Source organism: Marivirga atlantica, from assembly GCF_016734805.1.
GTDB lineage: Bacteria > Bacteroidota > Bacteroidia > Cytophagales > Cyclobacteriaceae > Marivirga > Marivirga atlantica.
In genome coordinates, this window is the sequence record NZ_JAERQG010000001.1 from 267782 (window position 1) to 281930 (window position 14149).

Sequence of the window (14149 nt, forward strand, 5' to 3'; positions counted from 1 at the left end):
TCATCTTTTTTCTAATTTACAGAATGTTCTCCAAGTCAAAAATTGTATCGCATTGCTCTGATCAAATCAAAAATAAACTGGATCAGCTAAACCAAGACTATCAGAAGCTTACGGAAAGCATAGCATCTGAAACCAAAAGCTCTGCCGGTGATAAGTATGAAACCGGGCGAGAAATGATGAATCAGGAGAAAAATAAATTGCTGGATCAAATAGGGCAATTACGAAAACAGAGCGATGCGCTTAAAAAGATCAACCAAGCAAGTAAAATCAATTCGGTTCAGTTTGGTGCGCTGGTAAATACTAATCAAGCTACTTACCTCATGGCCACTCCTTTTGGTAAAATCACTTATGAAGGAGAAGTTATTTTCGTGATTTCTATGACATCTCCTATTGCTCAGCAACTGAAAGGATTGAAGGCTGGCGATTCAACCACATGGCAACAAAAGGAAATTAAAATTTTAACTGTCGAGTAATCAAACCTCTTGCCTCAAAATTACCATTGGTGGTTTCCCAACAACTGATCGGCTGTTCAACAGACCAATCACAACTGTTAAAGCAGTAATGAAAAGATATATTGGAATAATAGACCAGAAATTCGGTGCAAATACTGTTTCAAAACTAAAGTATGCCAGTAACCAGGCTGCCGCTATTGAAATAAATATTCCCGTAAGGGTTGAAATACTTCCTAAAAAGAAATACTCCATCAGACTGATTCTGAAAATCTGCTTTTTACTGGCCCCGATTGTTCTGAGCAAAACAGCTTCCTTCATACGCTGATATTTACTGATATTTACAGAACTGATCAAAACAATAATTCCTGTGATGATGCTAAAAAAGGCCATAAACTGAATGACGAATGATATTTTACTCAGCACCTCATCTAAAGTCTTTAAAATGAGATCAAGATCAATGATGGAGATGTTTGGATAGTTTTTCACCACTTTCTGCTGATAAGCAACCGACTGTTCCACATCATCATACTTGGTGAGTAACACATGAAATTTCGGAGCCTCCTCCAAAACTCCTGTTGGGAAAACCACCAAAAAATTGGTTTGTACTCTTTGCCAATCAATTTTTCTGAGACTACTCACATAAGTAGGAATCATTGCTCCCTGTACATTCCATGTGATTTTATCCCCTAGCTCAACATTCATGTCTTCGGCTAGTCCATCATCCAGTGAAATAAAAATTGAGTCTTGATTGGTCGTTTTTCCTGTAAATTCACCTTTCAACAATTCTTCTGAATCGATCAACTCCGCTCTGTATGTTACGCGATATTCTCTATTTACAACCCAGTCACGTACATGATAACTCGTATCTTCTTTTAAAGTATTTGTATTTACCCCTTTGATGGAGGCAAGTCGCATGGTCACAATTGGCACTTCCTGTATTACCGGAAGGCTATCCTTTTTAGTGATATCAATCAATTCATCGACCTGATCAGACTGAATATCAAAAAGCACCATATTAGGCTGATTCTCACTACTGCTTAATTTCACTTTATTTAAAAGTAAATCCTGAGTGAGCAATAAGGTAGTAATCAAGGCAGTTCCCAGACCGATCGTTATTACTAAAAGTAATGTCTGATTATTTGGTCTGTAAAGGTTGGATAAGCCCTGACGAACTGTAAATGCGCTATTTGAAGGAAAGAAGCGCTTAACAGCCCAGATGATCAATTTCCCAATAGCGGCAAGTATTCCAAGCGAAACAAAAATCCCCAAGGTAAATATTACTGCATCTTGTAAGTCTTCTAACTGTAAATAGGTGAAAGTTCCTATAAATAGTAAGATTAGCAGATAAACCAAATAACGCCATCTATCAGGTCTGTCAGTTTCATATGATGACCTTAATACTTTTAATGGCGAAACCATTCTGATGGATAATAGCGGAATAAGCGCAAAAAGTAATGCTGTAATTAATCCTAATGCCAGGCCTTCAATGATTGAAATGAAGCTTATGCTCATCTCAAGCTGGAATGGTAAGAAGTCGGCAAAAACCTGGGGGAGCAAATATTGCAAGCTAACACCTAAAGCTACACCAAGTACTGAACCAACAAGCCCCATGAAAACGATTTGGATCAAATAAATCCAGATAGTTTGATAGGAAGAAGCTCCCATACAGCGCAATATAGCTACTGTTTGAACTTTGCTCTTAATGTAAACCTGAACAGAACTAGCCACACCCAAACAACCTAGCAGTAAGGCGATAAAGGCTGTTAAATTCAGGAATCCGGTTAAATCAGAATAGGCATCTCCTAATTCCTGCTTGCGCTCTTCTACATCATCGAACCGAACTTCATACTTTTCCAAAGTTGGTTTAAGCTCTTCATCAAAAAACTTCTTATTGTCGACTCCTTCAGGAAATTTTCCATACAGTTTATAGTTGATTCTACTTCCTGTTTTCATCAAGCCTGTCTTCTCTAATTCATTCAAAGGGATGAAAACAGGAGGAGCCACGGTAGTAGAAATGGCAGATTGGCCGGGCGTTTTAGTCACCTCAGCAGCAATCTTAAATGTGGATGTTCCTAACCTCACACTATCGCCCGCTTGTGCATCAAACTGAAGCATCAATGATTTATCAACCACCGCTTCAGTATTTCTCACAAAGGTCTTTGCAGCATCTATAGGCGTGGTTTCAATCTCTCCGTAAAAGGGATAACCTTCTTCAACAGCTCTTACATTAATCAGTCTTGTGCCATCATTTTTAGGAAAGAAAACCATGCTGGCAAAGCTTTTCTCTTCAGACAGTTCAAGGCCTTTCTTTTCCAGAAACTGTTTTAGTGTATCAGAAATAGGACTTCTGCTTTCTATTTCGACATCAGCACCTAGTAAATTTCTGGCCTCATTATTAATTTCATTGGTTAAGTTTTCACCAAAAGAATTGATAGCCACTAGTGCCGCAATACCTAATACTATACTGCTCATAAAGAGCAACAAACGTGATCTGTTTCTGCGGCTATCGCGCCAGGCCATTTTAAAAAGCCAAAAAAATTGCTGCATGTAATTCAGTTTTTTAGGCAATGGTTTTCAGTTGAGTATCTTCATGGAGTTTGCCTCCTTTGAGCTTGATAATTCTATCCGTTTTCTGGGCCAGCTCATTATCATGCGTTACCAAAACCAATGTGGTGCCTTGTTCAGCATTTAGGTCGAAGAGTAATTTTTCGATGGTTGCTCCGGTTTCCTCATCCAGATTTCCTGTTGGCTCATCGGCAAAAAGTATTTTCGGATTGTTGGCAAAAGCTCTCGCAATGGAAACACGCTGCTGTTCACCACCTGATAATTGGGTAGCATAATGATTCATTCTATCGCCTAAGCCTACCTTTTCTAGTAAATCTTTAGCAGTTTGTTTGATATTTTTCCTTCCTAAAAGTTCAAGTGGAACCATTACATTTTCCAGGGCTGTAAGTGTTGGCAGTAAATTAAAACTTTGAAAAATGAAGCCTACTGAATGGTTTCTTACAGAAGCGCGTTCATCTTCATTCAAACTATCGATTGCCTGTCCGTCTAAAATGACATTTCCAGAACTTGCTGTATCCAGCCCTGCGCATAAGCCTAAAAGGGTGGTTTTGCCACTTCCCGAAGGACCAACAATGGCACAGCTACTGCCCGGTTCTATCTCGAAACTAATATCATCTAATACCGTGAACGACTTAGGCCCTGTTTGATAAATTTTACTGAGGTGATTGACTAATAAAATGGAACTCATTGTTACCTTTAAAATGAAAATACTTGGAGAGCAAACGGTTTACAGCAAAAACAGTTCAGTTTTAATGATGAAGATAATGAAGTTACAAATCGCTATATACACAATTTTACTTGGGCTGCTTATTGGTTGTGGCTCCAAAAAGGAAGAAAAAGTTGAAGATAAAAATACAGCAAAAGTAGAAAGCGAGCAGAGTGCAAAAAAAGCTGATACTAAAAACATCATTTTCTTTGGTAACAGCTTAACGGCTGGTTATGGTGTTGATCCTTCCGAAGCTTTTGCAGGTTTAATACAAGAAAAAATTGATTCACTCGGCTGGAAATACAATGTGATCAATGCGGGAGTAAGCGGAGAAACCACAGCATCGGGACTCTCAAGAGTTGAATGGGTAGTAAAAAGACAGCCTGTTGAAGTATTTATTTTAGAGCTTGGTGGTAATGATGGTTTACGTGGTATTTCACCAACAGAAACCAACAAAAATCTAAGAGCCATCATAGATAAAGTAAGAACTATTCATCCGGATGTGGAAATTATATTAGCCGGCATGATGGTGCCTCCGAATATGGGACCCGATTATGCGAATGAATTTCAGAAGTTATATCCTGCGATTACCGAAGATAAAGAGGTAACCCTTATTCCTTTTCTGCTGAAAGATGTGGGCGGTATAAAAGAATTGAACTTACCAGATGGCATTCACCCTACTCCTGCAGGACATAAAATAGTAGCCGAAACTGTTTGGGAATATTTGAAGCCTAAATTAAAAACCGCCTCATAATTTTAATTCCAGACCCACATAAAAATTAAAACCTGGGGCTGGCTGAAAGTATCTTCCTCCAAAAGCATTTAGGTCATTGCCTAAGCTGTATTTGGTATTTAGCAGATTCTCTATTCCGGTAAAAGCATTCAACTCAATTTGGTTTAAGACGAAATCTTTACTGAGTTTAAGATTTATTAAGTGGTAATCCTGAGCATATACGTCATTGGCATCCGTTAATGGTGTTTTGCTCACATATCGATAATGAGCGTTTAAGTTGATATCCCCACAAAAATCAAATGTGACAATCTGGTTCAAGCTATGCTGCGGCACACCGGGTAAATAATTTCCAGAATAATCTGTTTCTCGTTTCTGATAATTATCAAACTGAAATTGATAATACTGGTAAGCTGACCTACTATTGATGTTTCGAATTAGTCCGGAAGCAGCACTGTATAGAGAGGTTTTAAACCCTACTTCTAACCCTAATTGATTGGTTCCACCAGAATTTCTGAATAATACCACGCCATTTGAATTGGTGTAGGTAGTGATGGATTCTGATAATTGGCTGTAAAAAACGGAAAAATCGAGCTGCAAATTTTGCTTATAGATTTTATGACCTAGCTCATATGTAATACCTTTCTCCGCTTGTAGGTCACGGTTGATGCTTCCTTCATTGGTTCTTATTTCATCTAAAGTAGGAGAAGAAAAGCCTTCACTCACTGAGGCAAATGTAGTTTGGAAGGAAGTCCAACTATACTGCAAGGCGAGGCGAGGAATGAATTCATTGTCAAACTTTCTTTGAAAAGTAAAAGGTTGAGCAAATGCATTTTCTTTGCGATCAACATTGTAGGTAAGTAGGTTGCTACTCAAACCAAGCGTGGCCTTCCATTTATTTTTAGATAGTTGAAGCTGAGCAAAGAAAGTCTTACGATCAATCATCAGCCGGTCTTTGAATCGGACAGTATCCTTTTCACCATCTACATTTCCAAAGTTATCAGCCTTATTGTTAGCATATTGATACTCAAAACCTGCATCCCATTGCCAATTTAATTGAGCTGTTTCATAACTGTAAGTCCATTGGTGCCTGATAGCTACTTCCCTGTTAATATCTTCCTTATAATCTAAAATAAATGGATTGGCGAAATCTGTATAAGTCAAGCCCATATTAGTCTCATGACTTAATGACTCATTAATGAATCCTAAATAGTTTACTCCTAATAAAGCAGTTTTTTGATCGATTGAGGCATTCTGTTCTGCACTTCCTGCTCTGGCCTGTGTAGGGTCTTCGTCAAATTGCTCTTGTGTTAATCCTCCCGGTATTTCATAATCCAAATCGCTAAATAAAGCATGCAACTGAAGCTGGTTCTCTTGATTTAACTGAATTTGATGTGACAACTGGTACACTTTTCTATCTAAGGCATTATGGGCTCTGTAACCTGCTGTTTGATTATGGTTGAAACTATAAAAAGTCTTTGACTTGCTTGATTCAAACTGACCTTTTACTCCTATTTGAACTCTATGAAAACTTCCTTCCAGAAGTTGAATTGCTATAGGAGAAGGTTTATCCAGTGGGAAATTACTGAGATGCATCACACCACCTAAACCCGCGCCATACAAACATCCTGCAGGCCCTTTTATTACCTCGAGCCTGCTCATTTGATCTGTGCTCAACAAGTTCAAGGCAGTGGAGCCATTGGCTTCCGTAAAAGGAATGCCATTCCAATACACTTTCACATCTCTAACACCAAAAGGTGATCTTAAGGAGCTACCTCTGATGTTGATGCGGTAACTGCCAATAGCTCTTTGCTCCAAATTAACACCCGGTAAAGTATTCCAGGCCATTACTGGATTAGCTGGTGAAAACAATTGATAGTCCTTGGGCTGCAAATAGGTAATAGCAGCAGATTGATTTAAAACACTTTCTCCTTTTGAAAAGCCTCTTACGGTTACTTCCTGAAGGATGGAATCGGCAGCACTATATTCCTGAGAAAAAGAGTTAAAAGAGCAAAAAAGAATAAATAGTAATAGTAGTGAAAACCTCATTCCATTAATGGTGTAGTCAAGTCATAAGAATAACTCTGACAACAATTTGTTCAAAGGAATACTTTGAGGCGTGTTATTTAGTAAGTGTATAAAACAAATCCAGGCTTTCTGCTGGTTTGTCACTTAGGTAGAAATCCGCTACAGTAATCGATTTTACCAGGCTATTATCCTGCTTATCGAGCGTGTTGCGGTTTCTTCTGTTAAGAAACTCATAGGGCATTCTGAGCAATGCTGCTGGTAATCGGTATTGTAAGTTGAAAATATCAAAACGGGTAATCTTTCTTACAGACTCTCTATTTTGATCATGGTAATTCATGATTTTATCATTGCCTGCTATGCCGTTTGATTCCACCTCACTGAAAATACTTTTACATAAATCTGTCAATTCATGGGCAAAGTATTCTCTTACATGCCACGGGTTTCTTGTGAGCGTCATCTTCTTGTTTGGCGTAGAGATGATTGCTTTACCCCCCGGTTTCAATACTCTATGAATCTCTTCTAAGAATTTTCTATCGTTTTTGATATGCTCAATCACCTGAAATGACACCACAAAATCGAAGCTGTTATCGGCTATCCCTTCAAAAGGTGGAATAACCATAGCTTTAAAATCAGCCTGCGGATATTTCTTTTGCAATTCAGAGGTTAGGCTCTCATACTTATCGATACCCGTATAATGGTCGGCAGCATTTACTAATATTTCTAAGCCTCTACCTGTACCACAACCTACTTCAAGTAAATTTCCAGCTAATAAAGGCTGTGCATAAACGTATGCCGATAGCAGCCTTTGGTGAATTGGGTTGTCCGAAGGAATAGAGTCTGAAGTAATTTCAGTAGTTGTATGCTTTGCCATAAAAATCTGAATTAGCCTACTTTGAAGGCTTTCTTAAGAGATGAAATAAATGATGGTTTAGTTTCAGTTCCTTTACATGAAGTGAAAATGGTATCATGGAAAGCAATATCATGCTCCTCCTTCTTGGTGTAAAAATTGGCTGAAAAAACCTTTCTTTCTGTATGATCCGGGCACTCAAGTGGTTTGGTATAACCATAAAATGCGGTATCCTTTACCTCAAAAATGAGTGCTCTGTTAAAGCGACAAGAAACGGCTTTCTTGCATTTTGACACACAATCGTTCCACATTTCAATAGCACCATTCCATTCAGCCTTCCAAGTAGGAGAAAGAAATATTTGTAGGTTTAATTTATGCTGAATATCCTTTTCAGGATGGATATTAAAATCGATATGAACATCCTCAAAAGAACCTTTTTTGCCTTTCTGGATACCTACACCGTAAGTATCATCAGTTACAAAAGCCCCTTTAACACCTGTAATCTGCTCAATAAATGCTGAGAATTGCGGTTTGGCAATCTCCTCTTTTAACACAGAAAAAATATCAGGATATAAATCGAACCGATCGCCTTCTAGCTTATTCTCATGCTTATCCTTTTTAGGATGATTGAAAAGCTCATCAGCAGGAAAGGACTGGCTCAGTTTTTTGGCCACATCCTCCTCCAGAAAGTTGTCTATCATCACATGATGATAAGGCTTGGCCTGTTCATACTCTTCTTTGTAAACCTTTATCTGTTCAGTACTAAAATGCTTACTTTGAATCAATTCCATATAGGAAATTAAATTTTTAACGCGCAAATATAAACTTTCTATTCTTGGACTTCCTTGTTTAAATAGATGAATTTTAGATAAATAGGTACATCTACCAAAATATTCCTACAAAGGTGTCCATTAAATCGATGCATCAAAACAACAAGTAACTAAAAAAATTCAGTTAAAATGAGATTTTTCGACCAATATAAAATTGGCGGCTTTTAAGATGCCTTGCATGTATTTCATATCTTTGCAGCTGACCCAGATAAGGCATATTTTATGGCAGATTATAAGAAAAAAGTATTTAGTAGCTCTAACAAACCATCAGACAAAGATTTTATTTTTGGCACCAGGGCTGTAATGGAGGCTATCAACTCTGATAAAGAAATGGACACCATTTATATCCAAAAAGATATAAGCAATGATCTGGTAAAAGAACTTATCAGCCTTTGTCAGCAACTCAAAATACCTTTCACCAAAGTACCTGTTGAAAAACTCAATCGCATTACTCGTAAAAACCATCAGGGTGTTATCGCCATGGTTTCTGCCATTAGCTATGCTTCTTTAGATAATGTAATTAGTGAATGCTACAGCAAAGGAAAAGATCCTTTCATTTTAGTGCTTGATAGAATTACCGATGTAAGAAATTTTGGTGCCATTGCCCGATCAGCAGAATGTGCCGGAGTTGATGCTATTGTTATCCCATTCAAAGGAAGTGCCCAGGTTAACTCCGATGCTGTGAAAACCTCTGCCGGTGCTTTACATCACATTGCTGTTTGTCGTGAAAATAACCTTGAACACACGGTTGATTACTTACAGAAAAATGGACTTCAAGTGGTAGCATGCACCGAAAAAGGTAAAGATCTGATTTATGATACCCCTATGAACCAGCCCCTTGCCATAATTATGGGTTCGGAAGAAGACGGCATCAGCAATGGATTGATTCGCAAAGCAGATTTTCTTGGTAAGATACCGTTAAAGGGAAAGATCAGCTCATTAAACGTTTCTGTGGCTTCTGCTTTGGTAATTTTTGAGGCTGTTAGGCAGAGAGGCTAAGTCGGATTAGAATTAAAGCTTAATAAATAGGCCCATACAATTTATATATAAAAAAGTATTTGGTTCCATAAATGATAACCTCAGTGCATTTTACAAATGTTCATTCTAAAAAGACTTAGTTAGAAAATGTTAGATACTGAAAATATAGCTTATTGCGTAATAAGACTTGAATGTCTAAATACCAATGGAGGTACGTCTGTGGGAACAGGATTTATTTTTGCAATACATGAAGATGAAGAGACACACCTACCACTGCTAGTTACTAATAAGCACGTAATTGCTAATGCCAAAGAAGTTAAGTTTTTGCTTACCAAAAGAGACGAAAATGGAAATCCAATATTTTCTGACTATCAAACTGTGACTTTAAAAGGTGTTAGTAATTGGAAATCTCACCCAGATGAAAACATAGATCTTTGTGCCACAACATTCGGGAATATAATTAATGAGTTCAATAAAAATCTAAACACTGATATTAGATGGTCTCGAATTACGCCACGTAATATTCCTAACCGAGAGCAGCTTAATTCACTCAACCCTGTTGAGGATGTGGTTATGGTAGGCTATCCAATTGGTTTATGGGACACTCATAATAACAGGCCAATTTTTCGAAAGGGAATAACAGCTACACAACCAGGCCTACCTTACAATGGGAAAAAAGAATTCCTAGTAGACATTGCAGCTCTACCAGGTTCAAGCGGAAGTCCCATTTTTTTATATAAAGAAGGTTTAAATGTCGTAAACTCTGTTGGAAATAAGTTAGCAGGCAGAGATGATAAATTCTTCTTTATAGGAGTTCTATATGGTGGCCCTATGTATAATGCAAAAGGTGAAATCAAAATACAAAATGTACCTACTACTAACGACCCAAAGGTAACATTACGCATTCCGACTAATCTTGGACTTGTAATATCATCGGAAGAACTATTGGAGTTTGAAAAGGTCTTCCCTAAACAGTAGAAATTCAATCAGCAAATACCTAAAAGAAATAGACTGTCAGAATATGACTGTTGCTTGCAAGTGAAAAAGGATTAATATATTATAAATCAATCCTTAACCTTCAGTTTAATAACATTACTGTTTCCTTGCTTCTCAATTTTATTGCCTTCATCTGCAGCTTCAGGCTGGCTTAGTTGCTGGTTCAATATTTCTTCCTGTCGCATGCGGTTTTCTAATTGAGCGGCATAATTCTGTCCTTTCTTTTCTCCATACTCCACATAAGAACGAGCTGCCCAGTCTTTGGCCATTCTGAAATCTCCCATTACCTCATAGCCCAGCGCTACGTTATAGGCTAACTTACCTTTTAGATCACTGTCATTGCTATTTCTAATACCCGTTTTCCAGGTGGAAATAGCCTCTTCCCATTGGTTAACGGAAGCCTGTCGAGCACCTCGGCTCATAAACTCATTTTTCTTTGGCTTAGCATAATAGCTTCTGGAAAGGTATACCGGCATGGGAGCAATTTTGCCTGCATAAGTTGCACCGACAGCCCCTCCCAAACTTTTTGTAGCTTGAGATTTTTGAACCATCTGAGCCATGGCTTCCTTAATGCTTGTAGCTGAAGCTTCCCAGGTCCTATTTTGCGTGTAAATATCCTGATCTTCAATGCTATTACTCACTGCATTATAAAGCCTTACACCAATTCTAACACTGCCTACGCCTTCGGCAAAAAACTCAGTATATTTTACTTTTCTTTCATTGCCATCATCATCCTTAATTGTCTTGGTTTTTTCTCTTTTTCCATCTGTTATTATAAAATCGCTATCGAATACCTCAACAGCTAAAACTGCATCAGCATTATGTCTTCTGCACAAGTCATTCACTATTCTCCAGCTCAATGGATCTGGAAAGGCTCCCGTTACAGTATTCCCTATTAAACGCTGTGGCTCTTGCTTTACAACAAAGCGAGGAGAGTTTCTTAAGTTATTCTGAAGAGCTGAGAACATAGCCGTTACACCATCTTTATCTTCATTTATTCCCTCACCTGTTAAAACGCCTTCCAAAATGCCTATTGCATCTCTTTCATATTTTGTTCTATCTACTAACACAAGAGTTTGTACTTCCGATGGAATATTGATAGCCGCTGGCCTCATGGTACTAATAGAAACTGTTTTCATACAGCTTGATAAGATGATGCCGATAAGTAAAAACAGGTAAGATTTTTTCATAACAATGTGTTTGCTACCAACTTTAGTAATTGGTAATAGATTATAAATTTAAAAAATTAGCTTTGTTATCAGCACTATGATGTATGATAATTTACTTTCTATTAAGCCTGTGCCTATTGAAGTAGTGACCTACCAAGGCATACCCTTAACTTTTTTAAGGCTAGACAAAATCCATTCCATAGTTTCCGGCAACAAATATTTTAAGTTAAAACATAACTTAATAGAAGCAGTAGAAAGTGGTTATAAACAAGTACTAACCTTTGGCGGAGCATTTTCCAACCACATTGCGGCTACTGCTCATGCGGCTAGTTTAGTTGGGCTGAATTCAACAGGAATTATTAGAGGTGAAGAAATAGGCAACCCCACATTAGCTTTTGCAAAATCCGAAGGCATGCAACTAGCTTTTATTGACAGAGCAACTTATCGAAATAAAAATGAACCCGGCTATTTAGATTCACTCAAAAATGAATTTGAAGACTTTTATTTGATACCTGAAGGTGGTACTAATGCGCTAGCCATTAAAGGGACCAAAGAAATTATTCAATTAATTCCCGGTAACTATAAGACAATTTCTTGCTGTGTAGGTACTGGTGGAACTATGGCTGGTTTAATTGAAGGAAGCAGCAATGATCAAAAAATTTTAGGGTTTTCTGTGCTTAAGGGAGACTGGATACGTGATGAGGTAAAGCAGTGGACTGAAAAAGAAAACTGGGATATAAATATTGACTATCATTTTGGTGGTTATGCCAAATGGAAACAACCGTTGATTGATTTTATCAACGATTTCAGACAAGAAACAAACATCCCTTTAGATCCAGTCTATAACGGAAAAATGGTGTATGGTGTAGTTGACTTAATTAGAAAAGATAAACTCAATCCTAATTATTTAATGATTATTCATAGCGGTGGATTGCAAGGTATTGAAGGCTTTAACCAGCGCTTTGGCAATATTATTGAAACCTGATGCCGTCTGGTTCAATGTGGTGCTGCCTCTCTATTTCCTCAAAACTCGCCTTCCGTACAGAGATAATATGACCTTTAAAAAATAAGTCTTTCCCAGCTAAAGGATGGTTAAAATCTACCTTTATTGATTTTTTATCGCGCTGAATAATTTTACCACTTTGCGACTCTTCCGTATTTTCATACCTGATAAACTCACCCGGCTGTAACGTTTCATCAGTATACCCTTCATGCTCTTTAAAATCTTCCAGAGGTAAGTCTTTAATTAACGACTCATCTCTTTTACCATAAGCATATTCGGCAGGTAGCTTAAATGAGAAGTTCTCGTTATTGGTGCGGCCCATCAGCTGATTTTCGAAATAAGGAAGCATTTTACCAGCGCCAATCAAAAATCTTAGTGGATAGTCTTGTCCGGAATAATCAACAAGTTCACCTTGCTCATCATCTTTTCTTACGTGGTATGATAATGTTACAACTGTGTTTTCTGCTATTTCCATTAATAGCTAACAGCTGTTAAAGGATGATGTTTTTTTAAATCAGCTTCTCACCAATTATACCCACTAAGAAGCCAAGGCATGCTCCTAATGAGGGAAGATATTTATGCTCCAATTTACTTTGAGGAATAATGTCTTGAATAAGTAGATATAGAATGCCTCCGCTTGCAAAACCCATAAGCAGAGCTGTTAAATCAGGGTAATCGCTCAAAACAAAATGACCTATTAAGGCACCAACAATTCCAGAAAAGCTTAAGAAGAAGAAAATAATTAATGTCTTTTTACTCGAGAAGCCACTTTGTACAATGTCCCGGTATGAGTTGAAGGCCTCAGGCAAGTTTTGCAATCCGATAAAAACCGCCAGTAGCGTGGCCATTTTTGGCTCAATGGCAAATACAGCTCCCAGTGCAATAGACTCTGGTATAAAATCCATCAGCATAGCCAACAAAGTAGCCGTTTGTCCACCTTTTTTTGCTAAATACTGATCGAGCACTAAAAATAAACCTGCTCCAATAAGAAAAGACAAAGCCATTGGCAATAAACTTAATTCCTCCATTGATTTAGGAATTAACACCAAAGCCAGAGCCGAAAGAATAATACCGGCCCCGAAAGACATCATGGTATGAGTTATCTCATACTTTACAGGACTTTCCTTTACATGATGGTTGAATAAATGGGCTAACACTCCACCAATAAAGACAGTAATGCCAGCAATTCCTGAAAATATAATTAGTTTCTGAAGCATTTAAAGTTGGCTTATTTCTGTTATTATCTCCTCTTGAAATTAAGCATCTTACCTAAAACTATCCCCTTATTTTCCTTATAACTTATTTCTTCATCACTCACCTTTTTTACTCCTTCAATCGTGAAAAAGGCTTTAGGGTTGTATTTCTTAATAGTAGGAATTAATTCTTTTAAAAGCTCTCTTTTCACCACGGTGAAAATGATATTCACTTTGCCATTATTACCTTCTGCTTCAATATTTGAAAACCTTAGGTTTTTAGATTTAAAATAATCAATCAGTTCCACAGCTGGTTTAGCGGTTATTGTTCTTACCACAACACTTCCTAGCGCAAGTTTTTCTTCAATCCACATGCCCACATAAGTACCTGCAGCATAACCACCCGCATAGGCAAAATAGCTTACAGGATTATCAATGTGTTTGAAAATTTGTCCTATAGCAAGTAACCAAATTATAGATTCAAAAAAGCCCAAAAAAGGAGCCATGAACTTCTTGCCTTGCAATACAAAAATCACTCTTATGGTGGCTATGGAGACATCACCAATTCGAGAAAGAAATATCAAAATAGGTAGGACAATAAATGCAAAAGTCTCATTACTGATCCCCAACTGCTCAAAAAATTCCATCATAC

Annotated in this window: 14 protein-coding genes; 5 read left to right on the plus strand and 9 right to left on the minus strand. The window is 37.6% G+C overall.

Annotated elements, in window-relative coordinates; translation table 11 throughout:
- Nucleotides 1–23: 23 nt before the first annotated feature.
- Nucleotides 24–473 carry a GreA/GreB family elongation factor gene (locus JKP34_RS01285; protein ID WP_201916904.1) on the plus strand — a complete coding sequence of 150 codons (450 nt, stop codon included), beginning with the start codon at nt 24–26 and terminating at the stop codon, nt 471–473.
- Here the strand turns inward: JKP34_RS01285 and JKP34_RS01290 are convergent, their stop codons facing one another.
- On the minus strand, nt 474–2999 hold the full coding sequence (locus JKP34_RS01290; RefSeq protein ID WP_201916906.1) for an ABC transporter permease: 2526 nt from the start codon (nt 2997–2999) through the stop codon (nt 474–476).
- 13 nt (nt 3000–3012) lie between these two features.
- Nucleotides 3013–3705 (minus strand): ABC transporter ATP-binding protein, encoded by a 693-nt coding sequence (locus tag JKP34_RS01295; protein WP_201916908.1) that lies wholly within the window; start codon nt 3703–3705, stop codon nt 3013–3015.
- On the opposite strand from JKP34_RS01295, the gene JKP34_RS01300 reads away from it, so the two are divergent.
- Entirely contained in the window at nt 3695–4477 is a 783-nt protein-coding gene (locus tag JKP34_RS01300; protein WP_236664859.1) for an arylesterase, read from the plus strand. The genes JKP34_RS01295 and JKP34_RS01300 overlap by 11 nt on opposite strands.
- Here JKP34_RS01300 and JKP34_RS01305 read toward each other — a convergent pair.
- From JKP34_RS01305 to JKP34_RS01315, 3 genes are all read right to left on the minus strand, one after another.
- Nucleotides 4472–6502: a TonB-dependent receptor gene (locus JKP34_RS01305; protein WP_201916910.1), complete on the minus strand. Its 2031-nt coding sequence runs from the start codon at nt 6500–6502 to the stop codon at nt 4472–4474. The genes JKP34_RS01300 and JKP34_RS01305 overlap by 6 nt on opposite strands.
- 73 nt (nt 6503–6575) lie before the next feature.
- Nucleotides 6576–7352: a class I SAM-dependent methyltransferase gene (locus tag JKP34_RS01310; protein ID WP_201916912.1), complete on the minus strand. Its 777-nt coding sequence runs from the start codon at nt 7350–7352 to the stop codon at nt 6576–6578.
- 11 nt (nt 7353–7363) lie between these two features.
- Entirely contained in the window at nt 7364–8119 is a 756-nt protein-coding gene (locus JKP34_RS01315; protein WP_201916913.1) for a 2OG-Fe(II) oxygenase, read from the minus strand.
- A gap of 261 nt (nt 8120–8380) precedes the next feature.
- Here JKP34_RS01315 and rlmB point away from each other — a divergent pair, with 261 nt between their 5' ends.
- Both rlmB and JKP34_RS01325 read left to right on the plus strand, forming a co-directional pair.
- Nucleotides 8381–9157 carry a 23S rRNA (guanosine(2251)-2'-O)-methyltransferase RlmB gene (gene rlmB / locus JKP34_RS01320; protein WP_201916916.1) on the plus strand — a complete coding sequence of 259 codons (777 nt, stop codon included), beginning with the start codon at nt 8381–8383 and terminating at the stop codon, nt 9155–9157.
- A gap of 126 nt (nt 9158–9283) precedes the next feature.
- Complete coding sequence (locus tag JKP34_RS01325) at nt 9284–10114, plus strand: S1 family peptidase (protein WP_201916918.1); 831 nt, start codon at nt 9284–9286, stop codon at nt 10112–10114.
- Between the two features lie 86 nt (nt 10115–10200).
- On the opposite strand, the gene JKP34_RS01330 is transcribed toward JKP34_RS01325, so the two are convergent.
- A complete protein-coding gene (locus JKP34_RS01330) occupies nt 10201–11322 on the minus strand; it encodes a DUF6340 family protein (protein WP_201916920.1) in 1122 nt (373 codons plus the stop codon).
- A 76-nt stretch (nt 11323–11398) separates the two neighbouring features.
- On the opposite strand from JKP34_RS01330, the gene JKP34_RS01335 reads away from it, so the two are divergent.
- The gene (locus JKP34_RS01335; protein ID WP_201916922.1) at nt 11399–12286 is read left to right on the plus strand and encodes a 1-aminocyclopropane-1-carboxylate deaminase/D-cysteine desulfhydrase; all 888 of its coding nucleotides are present in this window, start codon (nt 11399–11401) and stop codon (nt 12284–12286) included.
- Here the strand turns inward: JKP34_RS01335 and JKP34_RS01340 are convergent.
- Genes JKP34_RS01340 through JKP34_RS01350 form a run of 3 tightly spaced genes read right to left on the minus strand, consistent with a single transcriptional unit; the run spans nt 12273 to nt 14147 of the window.
- Nucleotides 12273–12779: an FKBP-type peptidyl-prolyl cis-trans isomerase gene (locus JKP34_RS01340; protein ID WP_201916924.1), complete on the minus strand. Its 507-nt coding sequence runs from the start codon at nt 12777–12779 to the stop codon at nt 12273–12275. The genes JKP34_RS01335 and JKP34_RS01340 overlap by 14 nt on opposite strands.
- Before the next feature lie 34 nt (nt 12780–12813).
- Complete coding sequence (locus JKP34_RS01345) at nt 12814–13521, minus strand: ZIP family metal transporter (protein WP_201916926.1); 708 nt, start codon at nt 13519–13521, stop codon at nt 12814–12816.
- Between the two features lie 23 nt (nt 13522–13544).
- Nucleotides 13545–14147 (minus strand): DUF2179 domain-containing protein, encoded by a 603-nt coding sequence (locus JKP34_RS01350; protein ID WP_201916928.1) that lies wholly within the window; start codon nt 14145–14147, stop codon nt 13545–13547.
- Nucleotides 14148–14149: the final 2 nt, after the last annotated feature.

Excerpts from the sequence above, each read along its gene's own strand:
- JKP34_RS01330 (WP_201916920.1), bottom strand. The coding sequence starts at position 11,322 with ATGAAAAAATCTTACCTGTTTTTACTTATCGGCATCATCTTATCAAGC.
- JKP34_RS01335 (WP_201916922.1), top strand. The coding sequence starts at position 11,399 with ATGATGTATGATAATTTACTTTCTATTAAGCCTGTGCCTATTGAAGTA.
- JKP34_RS01340 (WP_201916924.1), bottom strand. The coding sequence starts at position 12,779 with ATGGAAATAGCAGAAAACACAGTTGTAACATTATCATACCACGTAAGA.
- JKP34_RS01350 (WP_201916928.1), bottom strand. The coding sequence starts at position 14,147 with ATGATGGAATTTTTTGAGCAGTTGGGGATCAGTAATGAGACTTTTGCA.
- JKP34_RS01290 (WP_201916906.1), bottom strand. The coding sequence starts at position 2,999 with ATGCAGCAATTTTTTTGGCTTTTTAAAATGGCCTGGCGCGATAGCCGC.
- JKP34_RS01285 (WP_201916904.1), top strand. The coding sequence starts at position 24 with ATGTTCTCCAAGTCAAAAATTGTATCGCATTGCTCTGATCAAATCAAA.
- JKP34_RS01315 (WP_201916913.1), bottom strand. The coding sequence starts at position 8,119 with ATGGAATTGATTCAAAGTAAGCATTTTAGTACTGAACAGATAAAGGTT.
- JKP34_RS01310 (WP_201916912.1), bottom strand. The coding sequence starts at position 7,352 with ATGGCAAAGCATACAACTACTGAAATTACTTCAGACTCTATTCCTTCG.
- JKP34_RS01305 (WP_201916910.1), bottom strand. The coding sequence starts at position 6,502 with ATGAGGTTTTCACTACTATTACTATTTATTCTTTTTTGCTCTTTTAAC.
- JKP34_RS01295 (WP_201916908.1), bottom strand. The coding sequence starts at position 3,705 with ATGAGTTCCATTTTATTAGTCAATCACCTCAGTAAAATTTATCAAACA.
- rlmB (WP_201916916.1), top strand. The coding sequence starts at position 8,381 with ATGGCAGATTATAAGAAAAAAGTATTTAGTAGCTCTAACAAACCATCA.
- JKP34_RS01325 (WP_201916918.1), top strand. The coding sequence starts at position 9,284 with ATGTTAGATACTGAAAATATAGCTTATTGCGTAATAAGACTTGAATGT.
- JKP34_RS01345 (WP_201916926.1), bottom strand. The coding sequence starts at position 13,521 with ATGCTTCAGAAACTAATTATATTTTCAGGAATTGCTGGCATTACTGTC.
- JKP34_RS01300 (WP_236664859.1), top strand. The coding sequence starts at position 3,695 with ATGGAACTCATTGTTACCTTTAAAATGAAAATACTTGGAGAGCAAACG.